This window comes from Thalassobaculum sp., assembly GCF_040219615.1.
Taxonomy (GTDB): Bacteria; Pseudomonadota; Alphaproteobacteria; order Thalassobaculales; family Thalassobaculaceae; genus Thalassobaculum_A.
Genome location: NZ_JAVJSE010000036.1, coordinates 1 through 15,844, shown reverse-complemented (window position 1 = coordinate 15,844; position 15,844 = coordinate 1). Strand labels below are relative to the sequence as shown.

13 protein-coding genes and 1 tRNA gene are annotated in these 15,844 nt (G+C 66.4%); all 14 read left to right on the top strand.

Translation table 11 applies throughout. From position 1 onward, the window contains the following. A partial coding sequence (locus RIC31_RS18030) for an EF-Tu C-terminal domain-related protein (RefSeq protein WP_502990136.1) occupies nt 1-139 on the top strand: 139 nt, incomplete at its 5' end. Nucleotides 140-193: 54 nt separating this feature from the next. Then, nucleotides 194-269, top strand: a tRNA-Trp gene (locus RIC31_RS18025). Between the two features lie 79 nt (nt 270-348). Beyond that, entirely contained in the window at nt 349-546 is a 198-nt protein-coding gene (gene secE / locus RIC31_RS18020; RefSeq protein ID WP_350110888.1) for a preprotein translocase subunit SecE, read from the top strand. A 2-nt stretch (nt 547-548) separates the two neighbouring features. Beyond that, the gene (gene nusG / locus RIC31_RS18015) at nt 549-1,079 is read left to right on the top strand and encodes a transcription termination/antitermination protein NusG (RefSeq protein ID WP_350110885.1); all 531 of its coding nucleotides are present in this window, start codon (nt 549-551) and stop codon (nt 1,077-1,079) included. A 91-nt stretch (nt 1,080-1,170) separates the two neighbouring features. Beyond that, nucleotides 1,171-1,599, top strand: a complete 429-nt coding sequence (gene rplK / locus RIC31_RS18010) for a 50S ribosomal protein L11 (RefSeq protein ID WP_350110882.1) — start codon at nt 1,171-1,173, stop codon at nt 1,597-1,599. A gap of 5 nt (nt 1,600-1,604) precedes the next feature. Next, nucleotides 1,605-2,312: a 50S ribosomal protein L1 gene (gene rplA, locus RIC31_RS18005; protein ID WP_350110879.1), complete on the top strand. Its 708-nt coding sequence runs from the start codon at nt 1,605-1,607 to the stop codon at nt 2,310-2,312. A gap of 309 nt (nt 2,313-2,621) precedes the next feature. Then, the gene (gene rplJ / locus RIC31_RS18000; protein WP_350110876.1) at nt 2,622-3,134 is read left to right on the top strand and encodes a 50S ribosomal protein L10; all 513 of its coding nucleotides are present in this window, start codon (nt 2,622-2,624) and stop codon (nt 3,132-3,134) included. A 55-nt stretch (nt 3,135-3,189) separates the two neighbouring features. Beyond that, the gene (gene rplL / locus RIC31_RS17995) at nt 3,190-3,561 is read left to right on the top strand and encodes a 50S ribosomal protein L7/L12 (protein WP_350110874.1); all 372 of its coding nucleotides are present in this window, start codon (nt 3,190-3,192) and stop codon (nt 3,559-3,561) included. Nucleotides 3,562-3,767: 206 nt separating this feature from the next. Further along, nucleotides 3,768-7,949: a DNA-directed RNA polymerase subunit beta gene (gene rpoB / locus RIC31_RS17990; protein WP_350110871.1), complete on the top strand. Its 4,182-nt coding sequence runs from the start codon at nt 3,768-3,770 to the stop codon at nt 7,947-7,949. Between the two features lie 118 nt (nt 7,950-8,067). Next, nucleotides 8,068-12,240, top strand: coding sequence for a DNA-directed RNA polymerase subunit beta' (gene rpoC / locus RIC31_RS17985; RefSeq protein ID WP_350110868.1), 4,173 nt, complete (start codon nt 8,068-8,070; stop codon nt 12,238-12,240). A gap of 436 nt (nt 12,241-12,676) precedes the next feature. Next, nucleotides 12,677-13,048: a 30S ribosomal protein S12 gene (rpsL, locus tag RIC31_RS17980; RefSeq protein WP_007678359.1), complete on the top strand. Its 372-nt coding sequence runs from the start codon at nt 12,677-12,679 to the stop codon at nt 13,046-13,048. Between the two features lie 12 nt (nt 13,049-13,060). Then, a complete protein-coding gene (rpsG, locus tag RIC31_RS17975) occupies nt 13,061-13,531 on the top strand; it encodes a 30S ribosomal protein S7 (RefSeq protein ID WP_350110865.1) in 471 nt (156 codons plus the stop codon). Nucleotides 13,532-13,561: 30 nt separating this feature from the next. Then, nucleotides 13,562-15,637 (top strand): elongation factor G, encoded by a 2,076-nt coding sequence (fusA, locus tag RIC31_RS17970; protein WP_350110863.1) that lies wholly within the window; start codon nt 13,562-13,564, stop codon nt 15,635-15,637. Nucleotides 15,638-15,706: 69 nt separating this feature from the next. After that, on the top strand, nt 15,707-15,844 hold a 138-nt coding region (locus RIC31_RS17965; RefSeq protein ID WP_350110891.1), incomplete at its 3' end, for a GTP-binding protein.

Below are 15,844 nucleotides of genomic sequence, written 5' to 3'. Positions count from 1 at the left end.
GATGGTGATGCCGGGCGACAACATCGCGATGGACGTGGAGTTGATCGCGCCGATTGCCATGGACGAGGGCCTGCGCTTCGCGATCCGCGAAGGCGGTCGTACCGTCGGCGCCGGCGTCGTCTCCAAGATCATCGAGTGAGGTCGGGAATCTAAGTGCCCGCCCGGACCGAACGCGGTCTCGGCGGGTGCCTACAGGAGTGTAGCTCAACTGGTAGAGCACCGGTCTCCAAAACCGGGGGTTGGGGGTTCGAGCCCCTCCACTCCTGCCACTGAATCGGATGGGCGCGGGGGCGCTGCCGGGGGACCGGTGGGCGCCGCCCGCGTTCGGGCGTCGGAACAGGAATGTCGATGGCAAAGGTGAGCCCCGCGCAGTTCGTGCGCCAAGTGCGGCAGGAAGTGTCGCGCGTGACGTGGGCAACCCGAAAGGACACGGCTACGGCCACCCTGATGGTATTCGTCATGGTGTTCCTGGCCTCGATCTTCTTCTTTGTGGTGGACCTGGGCCTGTCGTGGGGAGTCCAGCAGGTCCTCGGACTCGGAGGCTGACAGTGGCGATGCGCTGGTACGTGGTCCACGTCTACTCGGGCTTCGAGAAGAAGGTGGCGACGACGATCCGCGAGCAGGCGGCCACCCAGGGCATGGAGGATCTCATCGAGGAGGTCCTGGTGCCGACGGAGGAGGTCGTCGAGATGCGCCGCGGCGCCAAGGTGAACACCGAGCGGAAGTTCTTCCCCGGCTACATCCTGGTGAAGATGCAGTTGACCGACCAGACCTGGCACCTGGTGCAGAGCCAACCGAAGGTCACCGGTTTCCTGGGCGGCAAGGGCAAGCCGACCCCGATCACCGAGGCCGAGGCCTCGCGGATCATCAAGCAGGTTTCCGAGGGCGTGGACCGGCCCAAGCCGTCCATCACCTTCGAGATCGGCGAGCAGGTCCGCGTCGCGGACGGCCCGTTCGCGACCTTCAACGGCTACGTCGAGGACGTGGACGAGGAGAAGGCGCGCCTGAAAGTGGCGGTGTCGATCTTTGGACGATCGACCCCGGTCGACCTGGAGTTCACCCAGGTCGAGAAGGTCTGAGCCGAACCGGCTCGTAGTGCGCGCTGTGGGAGGTTGCCTCGAAGTCCTGGGGCGCCGCACCACGGCACGATGATAGAAAGGCGAAGTTACGATGGCTAAGAAGATCGTCGGCTACATCAAGCTGGAGATCCCGGCCGGGGCGGCGAACCCGTCTCCGCCGGTCGGTCCGGCTCTCGGCCAGCGCGGACTCAACATCATGGAGTTCTGCAAGGCCTTCAACGCGGCGACCGAGAAGATGGAGAAGGGGATGCCGGTGCCGGTGGTGATCACCGCGTACGGCGACCGAACCTTCACCTTCATCACCAAGACCCCGCCGGTTGCGTACTTCCTGAAGAAGGCGTCGGGCGTGCCCAAGGGCACCGCGACCCCGAGCCGCAACACGGTCGGCAAGGTCACCATGGCGCAGGTCAAGGAGATCGCCGAGGCGAAGATGCCGGACCTGAACGCCGTCGACATGGACGGCGCGGTTGCGATGATCACGGGCTCGGCCCGGTCCATGGGCATCGAAGTGGTGGAGTGACGGCGATGGCAAACAAGGGCAAGCGCCTGACCGGCGCATATAACGGGATCGACCGGAACATCACCTACCCGATGGTCGAGGCCATCAAGATGGTGAAGTCCAAGGCGTCCGCGAAGTTCGACGAGACCGTCGAGATCGCGATGAACCTGGGCGTCGACCCGCGGCACTCCGACCAGATGGTCCGTGGCGTGGTCTCGCTGCCGCACGGCACCGGCAAGTCGGTCCGGGTGGCGGTGTTCGCCAAGGACGCGAAGGCCGACGAGGCCCGCGCTGCCGGAGCCGACATCGTCGGCGCCGAGGACCTGATGGAGCAGATCCAGAACGGTCAGATCGACTTCGACCGGGTGATCGCGACCCCCGACATGATGGGCGTCGTCGGCCGGCTCGGTAAGATCCTGGGCCCGCGCGGCCTGATGCCGAACCCGAAGCTGGGCACCGTCACCGCGAACGTCGCGGAGGCCGTGACCGCCAGCAAGGCCGGCCAGGTCGAGTTCCGGGCCGAGAAGGCGGGCCTGGTCCATGCCGGCATCGGCAAGGCGAGCTTCTCCGAGGATGCGCTGATCGAGAACGCCGCGGCGTTCGTCGACGCCATCCAGAAGGCGAAGCCGACCGGCGCCAAGGGCACCTATATCAAGCGCGTGTCGGTCAGCTCGACCATGGGGCCGGGCGTGAAGGTCGACACCGCGAACCTCGGGGCCGCTCCGGCGTCCTGAGGCTGAACACAGGCGGCCGGGAAACCGGCCGTCGGGAAACGACGGCGGCCGGGAAACCGGCCGTCGGCGTGGATCGGGCTTCGGCCCGGTCCGACCTGTCCGAGACTACGGGCGGCTCACGGTCGACGGACCACCGAGCCTTAAATTTCGCCCGTACAGACGGGAGCGCCAACGGAATTCGGCACCTGCCGAGGACGGTTGGACTTCTGGGACAGGCGAACGAGCGGGCTCGCCGGGCAACCGACGGGCCCACCTGCAAACCGGACCGCGCCGTGGTTAGACGGACGGTCCAAGTGGCGGAGAACAGAGGTGAACCGAGCTCAGAAGGCCGACCTCGTCGACTCCCTTCGCCGTACCTTCGAGGCCTCCGAGGTCGTCGTCATCACCCATCAGACGGGTCTGACGGTTGCCGAGGTGGAGAATCTTCGCTCGAAGGTCCGCAAGGCGGGAGCCGGCTACAAGGTCACCAAGAATCGGCTCGCCCGTCTCGCTCTGCAGGGCACGCGGTACGAGAACCTGTCCGACAACTTCACCGGTCCGACGTCCGTGACGACGTCGGTCGACCCGGTGGCGGCGGCCAAGGTGATCGTCGAGTTCGCCAACTCGAACGACAAGCTCACCATCATCGGTGGTGGGCTTGGCGAGCGGGCACTCAGCCCCGACGAGGTCAAGGCCCTGGCCAAGACCCCGTCGCTGGACGAATCGCGCGCCAAGCTGGTCGGCCTGCTGCAGGCCCCGGCCTCCCGTATCGTCGGTGTCCTGGTGGCACCGGCGGGCGGCGTTGCCCGGGTGCTGGCGGCACGTGGCGAGCAGGCGGAGTGAAGGCGGTCGATCCGCTCTGTCTTCGGAAGTACCAACCTTTTAGGAGTAGGTAGAAATGGCTGATCTTGCGAAGCTCGTCGACGAGCTCTCGACCCTGACCGTCCTGGAGGCCGCCGAGCTGTCCAAGATGCTCGAGGAGAAGTGGGGCGTCTCCGCGGCCGCTCCGGTCGCGATGGCGGCGGCGCCGGCGGAGGCTGCTGCGGCGGTCGAGGAGAAGACCGAGTTCGACGTCATCCTGGCGGCGGCCGGCGAGAAGAAGATCAACGTGATTAAAGAAGTCCGTGCGATCACCGGTCTCGGCCTGAAGGAGGCCAAGGATCTGGTCGAGGGCGCGCCGAAGGCCGTCAAGGAAGGCGCGTCCAAGGACGAGGCCGAGAAGCTCAAGAAGCAGCTCGAAGAAGCTGGGGCGACCGTCGAGCTCAAGTGAGCAACGACGGCAGACTGACGATACGGGCGGGGAGCGGCGTGCCGAGGCACGGCCGCTCCCACGCCCTTTTCCCGTCTTCGCAAGGCACCGGGTCCCGGACCGGGTGTCTTGCCGAGGCGGGGGCCGCCCTCAGGGGCGTTTCCCGCCACACCGTCGGGGCCGTCTAGGGCTCCACGGGTCACCCGCGAGGTCGACGAGGTCATATCATGGCAGTTTCCGCAGTCGGGACGTTCACCGGTCGCAAACGGGTCCGCAAGAACTTCGGGCGCATTGCCGAAGTCGCGCCGATGCCGAACCTGATCGAGGTTCAGAAGAGCTCCTATGACGCTTTCCTGCAGATGGGCGTGGCTCCCGAGAAGCGCACGGACGTGGGTCTCCAGGAGGTCTTCAAGTCGGTATTCCCGATCCGGGACTTCTCCGAGCGCGCGATGCTGGAGTTCGTCGGCTACGAGCTCGAGGAGCCGAAATACGACGTCGAGGAGTGCCAGCAGCGCGGCCTGACCTTAGCGTCGCCGCTGAAGTTCACTCTCCGCCTCGTGGTCTGGGACGTCGACGAGGAGACCGGCGCCAAGTCGATCCGCGACATCAAGGAGCAGGACGTCTACATGGGCGACATGCCGCTCATGACGGCGCATGGCACCTTCGTGATCAACGGCACCGAGCGGGTCATCGTCTCGCAGATGCACCGCTCGCCGGGCGTGTTCTTCGACCACGACAAGGGCAAGACCCACAGCTCGGGCAAGTACCTGTTTGCCGCCCGGGTCATCCCGTACCGCGGCTCCTGGCTGGATTTCGAGTTCGACTCCAAGGACAACGTCTACGTGCGCATCGACCGGCGCCGTAAGCTGCCGGCGACCACGCTGCTGCTGGCGCTGATGTCGGACGCCTCGATCGCCTACCTGACCGAGTGCCACCGGTCCGGCGAGGACCCGCAGCGCGACCGCGTGGTCGGCATGAGCGCCGAGGAAATCCTCTCCTACTTCTACGGCACCGTGACCTATGTCCGCGAGGGCGAGGGCTGGCGCACGCCGTTCGACGCCGACCGGATGAAGGGCGCCAAGCTGGTGCGCGACCTGATCGACGCCGACACCGGCGAGGTCGTGGCCAAGGCCGGCGACAAGATCACGCCGCGCTCGTCGCGCAAGCTGACCGAGGCCGGCCTCAAGGACATGTTCGTGCCGGACGAGGAGCTGATCGGCGCCTATGTCGGCGCCGACCTGATCGACGAGTCCACGGGCCTGGTGCATTGCGACGCCGGCGAGGAGATCACGCCCGACCTGCTGGAGAAGATCGGCGGCGTCGGCATCACCGTCATGCCGGTGCTGGCGATCGACCACCTGAACATCGGCGCCTACATGCGCAACACGCTGGCGCTCGACAAGAACGCCACCCGTGAGGAGGCGCTGGTCGACATCTACCGGGTGATGCGCCCGGGCGAGCCGCCGACCCTGGAGACCGCCGAGGCCCTGTTCCACGGCCTGTTCTTCGACTCCGAGCGATACGACCTGTCGGCCGTCGGCCGGGTGAAGATGAACGCCCGCCTCGGCCTGGAGACCGACGATCAGCTCCGGGTCCTGCGCAAGGACGACATCCTGGCGATCCTGAAGGTCCTGATGGAGCTGAAGGACGGCAAGGGCGAGATCGACGACATCGACCATCTCGGCAACCGCCGGGTCCGGTCGGTCGGCGAGCTGATGGAGAACCAGTACCGCGTCGGCCTGCTGCGCATGGAGCGGGCGATCCGCGAGCGCATGAGCTCGGTCGAGATCGACACCGTCATGCCGCACGACCTGATCAACGCCAAGCCGGCGGCGGCCGCGGTGCGTGAGTTCTTCGGCTCGTCGCAGCTCTCGCAGTTCATGGACCAGACCAACCCGCTGTCGGAGATCACCCACAAGCGCCGCCTCTCGGCGCTTGGCCCGGGCGGTCTGACCCGCGAGCGGGCGGGCTTCGAGGTCCGCGACGTGCACCCGACCCACTACGGCCGGATCTGTCCGATCGAGACCCCGGAAGGCCCGAACATCGGCCTGATCAACTCGCTCGCCACCTACGCCCGGGTCAACCAGTACGGCTTCATCGAGACGCCGTACCGCAAGGTGACCGACGGCAAGGTGACCGATGACGTGCGCTACATCTCCGCGATGGAGGAGGGCCGCTACACGGTGGCCCAGGCGAACGCCCCGGTGACCGCCGAGGGCCGCTTCGTCGAGGAGCTGGTTCCGGTCCGGAAGCGGGGCGATTTCGGCCTGGCGCGTCCCGAGGACATCGACCTCATCGACGTGTCGCCGAAGCAGCTGGTCTCGGTCGCCGCGGCGCTGATTCCGTTCCTGGAGAACGACGACGCCAACCGCGCGCTGATGGGCTCGAACATGCAGCGTCAGGCGGTGCCGCTGCTGCAGGCCGAGGCCCCGTATGTCGGAACCGGCATGGAGGGCACCGTCGCCCGCGACTCCGGCGTGACCATCGTCGCCCGGCGCTCCGGCGTCGTCGACCAGGTCGATGCCCAGCGCATCGTGATCCGGGCCAACGAGGATCTCGAGGGCGCCGGGTCCAACGTCGACATCTACCGGCTGCTGAAGTTCCAGCGCTCCAACCAGAACACCTGCATCACCCAGCGCCCGCTGGTGAGGGTGGGCGACACGGTGGCGCGCGGCGACATCATCGGCGACGGTCCGTCGACCGACCTCGGCGAGCTCGCCCTCGGCCGGAACGTGCTGGTCGCGTTCATGCCCTGGAACGGCTACAACTTCGAGGACTCGATCCTGATCTCCGAGCGCATCGTCCGCGACGATGTGTTCACCTCGATCCATATCGAGGAATTCGAGATCATGGCCCGCGACACCAAGCTGGGCCAGGAGGAGATCACCCGCGACATCCCGAACGTCGGCGAGGAGGCTCTGAAGAACCTCGACGAGGCGGGCATCGTCTACATCGGCGCCGAGGTCAACCCGGGCGACATCCTGGTCGGCAAGGTGACGCCGAAGGGCGAGTCGCCGATGACTCCGGAAGAGAAGCTGCTCCGCGCGATCTTCGGCGAGAAGGCCTCGGACGTCCGCGACACCTCGCTGCGGGTGCCGCCGGGGGTCACCGGGACGATCGTCGAGGTGCGGGTGTTCTCGCGCCGCGGCGTCGACAAGGACGAGCGTTCCCAGGCCATCGAGCGGGCCGAGATCGAGCGGCTGGCCAAGGACCGCGACGACGAGCGGGCAATCCTGGAGCGCGGGTTCTTCGACCGCCTCAAGGAGCTGCTGGCCGGCAAGACCGGGACCGCCGGTCCCAAGGGCTTCAAGGCCGGGACCGACCTGACGCCCGACGTGTTCGCCCAGTTCACCCCGGGGCAGTGGCGCCAGTTCGCCGTCGATGACGACAAGCTGATGAGCTACCTCGAGGGGCTGAAGGAGCACTTCGACCGCTCGATCGACATGCTGAAGGCCCGTTTCGACAACAAGGTCGAGAAGCTGCAGCGCGGCGACGAGCTGCCGCCGGGCGTCATGAAGATGGTCAAGGTGTTCGTCGCGGTGAAGCGCAAGCTGCAGCCGGGCGACAAGATGGCCGGCCGTCACGGCAACAAGGGCGTCATTTCCAAGATCAACCCGATCGAGGACATGCCGTATCTGGACGACGGCACCGCGGTCGACATCGTGCTGAACCCGCTCGGCGTGCCGTCGCGGATGAACGTCGGTCAGATCCTGGAGACCCACCTCGGGTGGGCCGCCGCGGGTCTCGGCCGGCAGATCCGCCACATGCTGGAGTCGATGGGCGATAAGCCGCGGCTCGACGAACTGCACGGCAAGTTGCGGGAGATCTACGCCGACGAGCAGTACGAGGAGCGGGTCCAGCCGCTCGGCGACGGCGAGGTGGTGGAACTGGCCCGCAACCTGACCCGGGGCGTGCCGATGGCCACCCCGGTGTTCGACGGCGCCCGCGAGGAGGACATCGTCGGCATGCTGGAGCGTGCCGGCCTGAACTCCTCCGGACAGGTCGACCTGTGGGACGGCCGGACCGGCGAGCAGTTCGATCGCCAGGTCACGGTCGGCTACATCTACATGCTGAAGCTGCACCACCTGGTGGACGACAAGATCCACGCCCGCTCGATCGGCCCGTACAGCCTGGTCACCCAGCAGCCGCTGGGCGGCAAGGCGCAGTTCGGCGGCCAGCGGTTCGGCGAGATGGAGGTTTGGGCGCTCGAGGCCTACGGAGCCGCCTACACCCTCCAGGAGATGCTGACGGTGAAGTCGGACGACGTGTCCGGTCGCACCAAGGTCTACGAGGCGATCGTCCGAGGCGACGACAACTTCGAGGCCGGCATCCCGGAATCGTTCAACGTGCTGGTGAAGGAACTGCGTTCGCTCGGCCTGAACGTCGAGCTGAACCAGGAGGAGTACTGACGCCCCGGATGACCGCTAGACGGAAGTTTCGGGTGTAATCGTCGGTCTGCACGACCGATATGGGTCCTGGGCGCCCCCCCAGGACCCGCAACGGCGCCTAGGCGCGAGGAGTGCTTCGATGAACGAGTTGGTGAACATCTTCGGCCAGCCGACCGGGCCTCAGAGCTTCGACAGTATCCAGATCGCGATTGCGTCGCCGGAGCGGATCCGCTCCTGGTCGTACGGCGAGATCAAGAAGCCGGAGACCATCAACTACCGGACCTTCAAGCCGGAGCGGGACGGCCTGTTCTGCGCCCGCATCTTCGGTCCGATCAAGGATTACGAGTGCTTGTGCGGCAAGTACAAGCGCATGAAGTATCGCGGCATCATCTGCGAGAAGTGCGGCGTCGAGGTCACGCTCTCCAAGGTCCGGCGCGAGCGCATGGGCCATATCGAGCTGGCCTCGCCGGTGGCGCACATCTGGTTCCTGAAGTCGCTGCCGAGCCGCATCGGCCTGCTGCTCGACATGACCCTGAAGGACCTGGAGCGGGTCCTGTACTTCGAGAACTTCGTGGTCACCGACCCGCTGCTCTCGCCGCTGAAGGAGAAGCAGCTCCTCGGCGAGGAGGAATTCTACAACGCCCAGGACGAGTACGGCGAGGACGCCTTCGTTGCGCTGATCGGCGCCGAGGCGCTCAAGGACATGCTGTCCAAGCTCGACCTCGACCAGGAGAAGATCAAGGTCCGCGACGAGCTGCGCGAGACCGGCTCGGAGGCCAAGCGCAAGAAGCTCGTGAAGCGCCTGAAGATCATCGAGGCCTTCCAGGAGTCCGGCTCGCGGCCGGAGTGGATGATCCTGGACGTCGTCCCGGTGATTCCGCCTGAGCTGCGGCCGCTGGTGCCGCTCGACGGCGGCCGGTTCGCGACTTCGGACCTGAACGACCTGTACCGCCGGGTGATCAACCGGAACAACCGCCTGAAGCGGCTGATCGAGCTGCGCGCGCCGGACATCATCGTGCGCAACGAGAAGCGCATGCTGCAGGAGGCGGTCGACGCGCTGTTCGACAACGGCCGTCGCGGCCGGGTCATCACCGGCGCCAACAAGCGGCCGCTGAAGTCGCTCAGCGACATGCTGAAGGGCAAGCAGGGCCGCTTCCGCCAGAACCTGCTCGGCAAGCGCGTCGACTACTCGGGCCGTTCGGTCATCGTGGTCGGCCCGGACCTGATGCTGCACCAGTGCGGCCTTCCGAAGAAGATGGCGCTCGAGCTGTTCAAGCCGTTCATCTACTCGAAGCTCGAACTGTACGGCATGGCCAGCACCATCAAGGCTGCCAAGCGCATGGTGGAGAAGGAGCGGCCGGAGGTCTGGGACATCCTCGAGGAGGTGATCCGCGAGCACCCGGTCATGCTGAACCGGGCGCCGACGCTGCACCGGCTCGGCATCCAGGCGTTCGAGCCGAAGCTGGTCGAGGGCAAGGCGATCCAGCTGCACCCGCTGGTCTGCACGGCGTTCAACGCCGACTTCGACGGTGACCAGATGGCGGTGCACGTGCCGCTGTCGCTCGAGGCCCAGCTCGAGGCCCGCGTGCTCATGATGTCGACCAACAACATCCTGAGCCCGGCCAACGGCAAGCCGATCATCGTGCCGTCGCAGGACATCATTCTCGGCCTCTACTACCTGACCATGGAGCGGGACGGCATGCCCGGCCAGGGCATGGTGTTCGGCGATCCGGCCGAGGTCGATCACGCGATCAACAACAAGACCGTGAACCTGCACACCAAGGTGCTGGCCCGGATCACGACCTATGACGAGAACGGCGAGAAGGTCACCAAGCGGGTCGAGACCACGCCCGGCCGCCTGAAGCTGTTCGAGCTGCTGCCGGACAACAAGCTGATGCGCTTCGAGCACATCAACCGGCTGATGACCAAGAAGGAAGTGTCGAACGTCATCGATCTCGTCTACCGCCATTGCGGCCAGAAGGAGACGGTGATCTTCGCCGACCGGGTGATGGCGCTGGGCTTCGGCCATGCCTGCCGGGCCGGCATCTCGTTCGGCAAGGACGACCTGGTCATCCCGTTCGCCAAGCAGGCGCTGGTCGACGAGGCCAACGAGCAGGTCAAGGAGTTCGAGCAGCAGTACCTCGACGGCCTGATCACCCAGGGCGAGAAGTACAACAAGGTGGTCGACGTCTGGTCGCGCTGCACCGACCAGGTCGCCGAGGAGATGATGGGCGTCATCGCCAAGGACGAGGCCGGCAAGCAGATCAACTCGGTCTGGATGATGGCCCACTCCGGCGCCCGTGGCTCGGCTGCCCAGATCAAGCAGCTGGCCGGCATGCGGGGCCTGATGGCGAAGCCGTCGGGCGAGATCATCGAGACGCCGATCATCTCGAACTTCAAGGAAGGCCTAACCGTGCTCGAGTACTTCAACTCGACCCACGGCGCCCGTAAGGGCCTGGCCGACACCGCCCTGAAGACCGCGAACTCGGGCTACCTGACCCGCCGCCTGGTCGACGTGGCGCAGGACTGCATCATCAACGAGCGCGACTGCGGTACCGAGCGCGGCCTGACCGCCAAGGCGGTGGTCGACGGCGGCGAGGTCATCGAGCCGCTCGGCGACCGTATCCTGGGCCGGACCTCGTGCGACGACGTGCTGGATCCGCTGACCGGCGAGAAGATCGTCGCGGCCGGGGACATCATCGACGAGGCGATGGTCGAGCTGGTCGAGCGCGCCGGCATCGATGCGGTGCGGATCCGCTCGGTTCTGACCTGCGAGACCAAGAACGGCGTCTGCGGCGCCTGCTACGGGCGCGATCTCGCCCGCGGCACGCCGGTGAATGCCGGCGAGGCGGTCGGCGTCATCGCGGCGCAGTCGATCGGCGAGCCGGGCACCCAGCTGACCATGCGGACCTTCCACATCGGTGGCGCCGCGCAGCGTGGTGCCGAGCAGTCGTCGATCGAGGCGTCCGTGTCGGCCACCATCCAGGTGCAGAACCGCAACGTCGTCAGGAACTCCGACGGCGTGCTGGTGGTGATGGGGCGGAACTCCGAGCTGGTGCTCAGCGACGACCAGGGCCGGGAGCGCGCACGTCACCGCGTGCCGTACGGCGCGAAGATGCTGGTCGACGACGGCGACAAGGTCGAGCCCGGCCAGCGGATGGCCGAGTGGGACCCGTACACCATCCCGATCCTCACGGAGCGGGAGGGCATCGCGCACTACGTCGATCTGGTCGACGGCGTGTCGATGCGCGAGGTCACCGACGAGGCGACCGGTATCGCCTCGCGGGTGGTGGTCGACTGGAAGCAGCAGCCCCGCGGCAACGACCTGAAGCCGCGGATCACCCTGCGTGACGAGGCCGGCGAGGTGGTTCAGCTCGCCAACGGCCTCGAGGCCCGGTACTTCATGTCGGTCGACGCCATCCTGTCGGTCGAGAACGCGGTCCTGGTGAAGGCCGGCGACGTGCTGGCGCGTATCCCGCGCGAGTCGTCGAAGACCCGCGACATCACCGGTGGTCTGCCGCGCGTGGCCGAGCTGTTCGAGGCCCGGCGTCCGAAGGACTTCGCGATCATCAGCGAGTCCGAGGGCCGGGTCGAGTTCGGCAAGGACTACAAGACGAAGCGCCGGGTGATCGTGAACCCGACCGAGGAGGGTGCCGATCCGGTCGAGTACATGATCCCGAAGGGCAAGCACCTGGCGGTGCACGAGGGCGACTACGTCCAGAAGGGCGACCTTCTGATGGACGGCGCCCGGGTGCCGCACGACATCCTGAACATCATGGGCGTCGAGGCGCTGGCGGACTACCTGATCTACGAGATCCAGGAGGTCTACCGACTGCAGGGCGTGAAGATCAACGACAAGCACATCGAGGTGATCGTCCGCCAGATGCTGCAGAAGGTGGAGGTCATCGACGCCGGTGACACCACGCTGCTGCTCGGCGAGACCGTGGACCGCGACGAGTTCGACGAGGCCAACGAACGGGCGCTCGCCGAGAGTCTCCGTCCGGCCCAGGCCAAGCCGGTGCTCCAGGGCATCACCAAGGCCTCGCTGCAGACCAAGTCGTTCATCTCCGCGGCGTCCTTCCAGGAGACCACCCGGGTCCTGACCGAGGCGGCGGTGTCCGGCAAGGTCGACGGACTCGAGGGTCTGAAGGAGAACGTGATCGTCGGCCGTCTGATCCCGGCCGGCACCGGCAGCGTGATGAACCGCCTGCGCCGTATCGCGGCCGATCGCGACCGTGCCCTCACCCCGCCGCAGGCGGAAGAGGGGACGCCGCGGCTCGAGGCGGAATCCGAGGTCACTGCAGCCGAGTAACCGAGTCGGCCGGTCCGCCGGCCGGTTCCGGGAACCACGGCCTCCCGTCGCCTCGCGCGGCGGGGGGCCGTTCCCGTTTCGGGGCACGGGCCGGATGTCCGGACCGGACATTGCGCGCCAGGCGAACGGCGGATAACTATGTTGCGCATGGAGGCTCGCCGAGGGGGGCGCGGAAATCCTGATTTTTTCCGGAATCTCCGCTTGACCCGGGAAGGTCGCCTCCATAGTATCCGCGAACCTTAAATCGGGCTGGTGGTGAACCCCGCGGCGCCTGTTTCCAACGCGCCCGGGCATTCAGACACAGATCCGAACCAAGGTACGGAAACAAATCGAGGGCTCTCGTCTCACGAGGGCCGGTCTGGTGAGCGTGCTTGCCACGGGTCAGAGACTCGGCTGGTGGCGAGTTCGCACGTTTTTGGTCGAGAAGGATCGACGGATGCCGACGATCAACCAGTTGATCAACCACGGCCGTAAAGTGCCGGTGAAGCGCAACAAGGTGCCGGCGCTCCAGGCGTGTCCGCAGAAGCGGGGTGTTTGCACCCGCGTCTACACGACTACGCCGAAGAAGCCGAACTCCGCGCTCCGGAAGGTGGCGCGCGTGCGCCTCACCAACGGCTTCGAGGTCATCAGCTATATTCCCGGTGAAGGTCACAACCTGCAGGAGCACTCGGTCGTCATGATCCGAGGCGGCCGCGTGAAGGACCTTCCCGGCGTTCGCTATCACATCATTCGCGGCACCCTCGACACCCAGGGCGTCAAGGATCGTCGTCAGCGCCGGTCGAAGTACGGCGCGAAGCGGCCGAAGTAAGGAGGGACTGGTATGTCGCGTCGGCATCGTGCTGAAAAGCGCCCGGTTCTCCCGGACGCCAAGTTCGGGGACGAGGTTGTCTCCAAGTTCATGAGCTGCCTCATGTATGACGGCAAGCGCTCGGTCGCCGAGGGCATCGTCTACGGGGCGTTCGACCGCATCGCGAAGCGGACCGGCGGCGAGCCGATCCGGATGTTCCACGACGCGCTGGGCAACGTCCGTCCGCATCTCGAGGTGCGCTCCCGCCGGGTCGGCGGCGCGACCTACCAGGTTCCGGTCGAGGTTCGTCCGGAGCGCGCGCAGGCGCTGGCCATCCGCTGGCTGATCGACGCCGCGCGCAAGCGCTCCGAGAAGACCATGACCGAGCGGCTGTCTGGCGAGCTGGTCGATGCCGCCAACAACCGCGGTACTGCCGTGAAGAAACGCGAGGATACCCATCGGATGGCGGACGCCAACAAGGCGTTCTCGCACTACCGCTGGTAACCGCAAGCGCAAGCGACAAGGACGCGAGCCATGCCCCGCACACATCCGCTCGATATGTATCGCAACATCGGCATCATGGCCCACATTGATGCCGGCAAGACGACGACCACCGAGCGTGTCCTGTTCTACACCGGCCGGTCCTACAAGATCGGCGAGGTCCATGACGGCAATGCCACCATGGACTGGATGGAGCAGGAGCAGGAGCGGGGCATCACGATCACGTCGGCCGCGACCACCTGTTTCTGGCGCGACCACCGGATCAACATCATCGATACCCCGGGCCACGTCGACTTCACCATCGAGGTCGAGCGGTCGCTGCGGGTTCTCGACGGCGCGGTCGCGGTGTTCGACTCGGTCGCCGGTGTCGAGCCGCAGTCCGAGACCGTCTGGCGCCAGGCCGACAAGTACAACGTCCCGCGGATCTGCTTCGTCAACAAGATGGACCGGATCGGCGCCGACTTCTTCCGCTGCGTCGACATGATGGTCGACCGTCTCGGCGCGGTTCCGCTGGTCACCCAGTTGCCGATCGGCTCCGAGGCGGATTTCGTCGGGCTGGTCGATCTTGTCGAGATGCGGGCGATCCGCTGGCTCGACGAGTCGCTGGGCGCGCAGTTCGAGTACGAGCCGATCCCGGCCGACCTGGCCGAGCAGGCCGCCGAGTACCGCAAGACCCTGGTCGAGCTGGCGGTCGAGCAGGACGACGCCGCGATGGAGGCCTACCTCGAGGGTGAGGAGCCGTCGGTCGAGGTGCTGAAGGCCTGCATCCGCAAGGGCGCCGTGAGCGCGAAGTTCGTGCCGGTCCTGCTGGGCTCGGCCTTCAAGAACAAGGGCGTGCAGCCGCTGCTGGACGCCGTGGTCGACTACCTGCCGTCGCCGACCGACGTCGACAACGTCCGCGGCCTGCTGATGGACGGCGAGACCCCGGTGGTCCGCAAGACCTCGGACGACGAGCCGTTCTCGGCGCTGGCGTTCAAGATCATGAACGACCCGTATGTCGGCTCGCTGACCTTCGTGCGCGTCTATTCGGGCGTGCTGGAGACCGGCAGCGGCGTGATGAACACCGTGAAGGACCAGCGCGAGCGGGTCGGCCGCATGCTGCTGATGCATGCGAACAGCCGCGAGGACGTCAAGGAAGCGCGCGCCGGCGACATCGTCGCGATCGCGGGCCTGAAGAACACGACCACGGGCGACACGCTCTGCGACCCGGCGAAGCCGGTGATCCTGGAGCGCATGGAGTTCCCTGACCCGGTCATCGAGGTCGCGGTCGAGCCGAAGACCAAGACCGACCAGGAGAAGATGGGAGTCGCGCTCAGCCGGCTGGCGGCCGAAGACCCGTCGTTCCGGGTGTCGACCGACAACGAGAGCGGCCAGACCGTCATCAAGGGGATGGGCGAGCTCCACTTGGAGATCATCGTCGACCGCATGCGCCGCGAGTTCAAGGTCGAGGCCAATGTGGGCGCGCCGCAGGTGGCGTACCGCGAGTCGATCACCCGGCGTGCCGAGATCGACTACACCCACAAGAAGCAGACCGGTGGCTCGGGTCAGTTCGCCCGCATCAAGCTGGCTTTCGAGCCGCTGGAGCGCGGGTCGGGCTTCGTGTTCGAGAACTCGATCGTCGGCGGCTCGGTGCCGCGGGAATACATCCCGGGCGTCGAGAAGGGCCTGAAGTCGGCGCTGGACAACGGCGTGATGGCCGGGTTCCCGATGATCGACTTCAAGGCGACGCTGCTCGACGGCGCCTACCACGACGTGGACTCCAGTGTGCTGGCGTTCGAAATCGCGTCGCGGGCGGCGTTCAAGGAGGGCATGGTGAAGGCCGGCCCGCAGCTGCTCGAGCCGATGATGAAGGTCGAGGTGGTGACCCCGGACGAGTATATGGGCGACATCATCGGCGACCTGAACAGCCGGCGCGGCCAGGTCAGCGGCATGGACCAGCGCGGCAACGCGCGGGTCGTGGACGCGATGGTGCCGCTGGCGAACATGTTCGGCTACGTCAACACCCTGCGCTCCATGAGCCAGGGCCGGGCGCAGTACACCATGCAGTTCGATCATTACGAACCGGTGCCGCAGGCGGTCGCCGACGAAGTCAAGGCGAAGATGGCCTGACGGCCGTCGGAACCCTGACAAGTCGATAGACGACACGCGTCACCAAATTACTGAACGGAGCGGATCGCGATGGCCAAGGTAAAGTTCGAACGTAACAAGCCGCACTGCAACATCGGCACGATTGGTCACGTGGACCACGGCAAGACGACGCTGACGGCTGCGATCACGAAGGTGCTTGCGGAGAGCGGCGGCGCGACGTTCATGGCG

Excerpts from the sequence above, each read along its gene's own strand:
- secE (WP_350110888.1), top strand. The coding sequence starts at position 349 with ATGGCAAAGGTGAGCCCCGCGCAGTTCGTGCGCCAAGTGCGGCAGGAA.
- rplK (WP_350110882.1), top strand. The coding sequence starts at position 1,171 with ATGGCTAAGAAGATCGTCGGCTACATCAAGCTGGAGATCCCGGCCGGG.
- rplA (WP_350110879.1), top strand. The coding sequence starts at position 1,605 with ATGGCAAACAAGGGCAAGCGCCTGACCGGCGCATATAACGGGATCGAC.
- rplL (WP_350110874.1), top strand. The coding sequence starts at position 3,190 with ATGGCTGATCTTGCGAAGCTCGTCGACGAGCTCTCGACCCTGACCGTC.
- rpoB (WP_350110871.1), top strand. The coding sequence starts at position 3,768 with ATGGCAGTTTCCGCAGTCGGGACGTTCACCGGTCGCAAACGGGTCCGC.
- rpoC (WP_350110868.1), top strand. The coding sequence starts at position 8,068 with ATGAACGAGTTGGTGAACATCTTCGGCCAGCCGACCGGGCCTCAGAGC.
- rpsL (WP_007678359.1), top strand. The coding sequence starts at position 12,677 with ATGCCGACGATCAACCAGTTGATCAACCACGGCCGTAAAGTGCCGGTG.
- rpsG (WP_350110865.1), top strand. The coding sequence starts at position 13,061 with ATGTCGCGTCGGCATCGTGCTGAAAAGCGCCCGGTTCTCCCGGACGCC.
- fusA (WP_350110863.1), top strand. The coding sequence starts at position 13,562 with ATGCCCCGCACACATCCGCTCGATATGTATCGCAACATCGGCATCATG.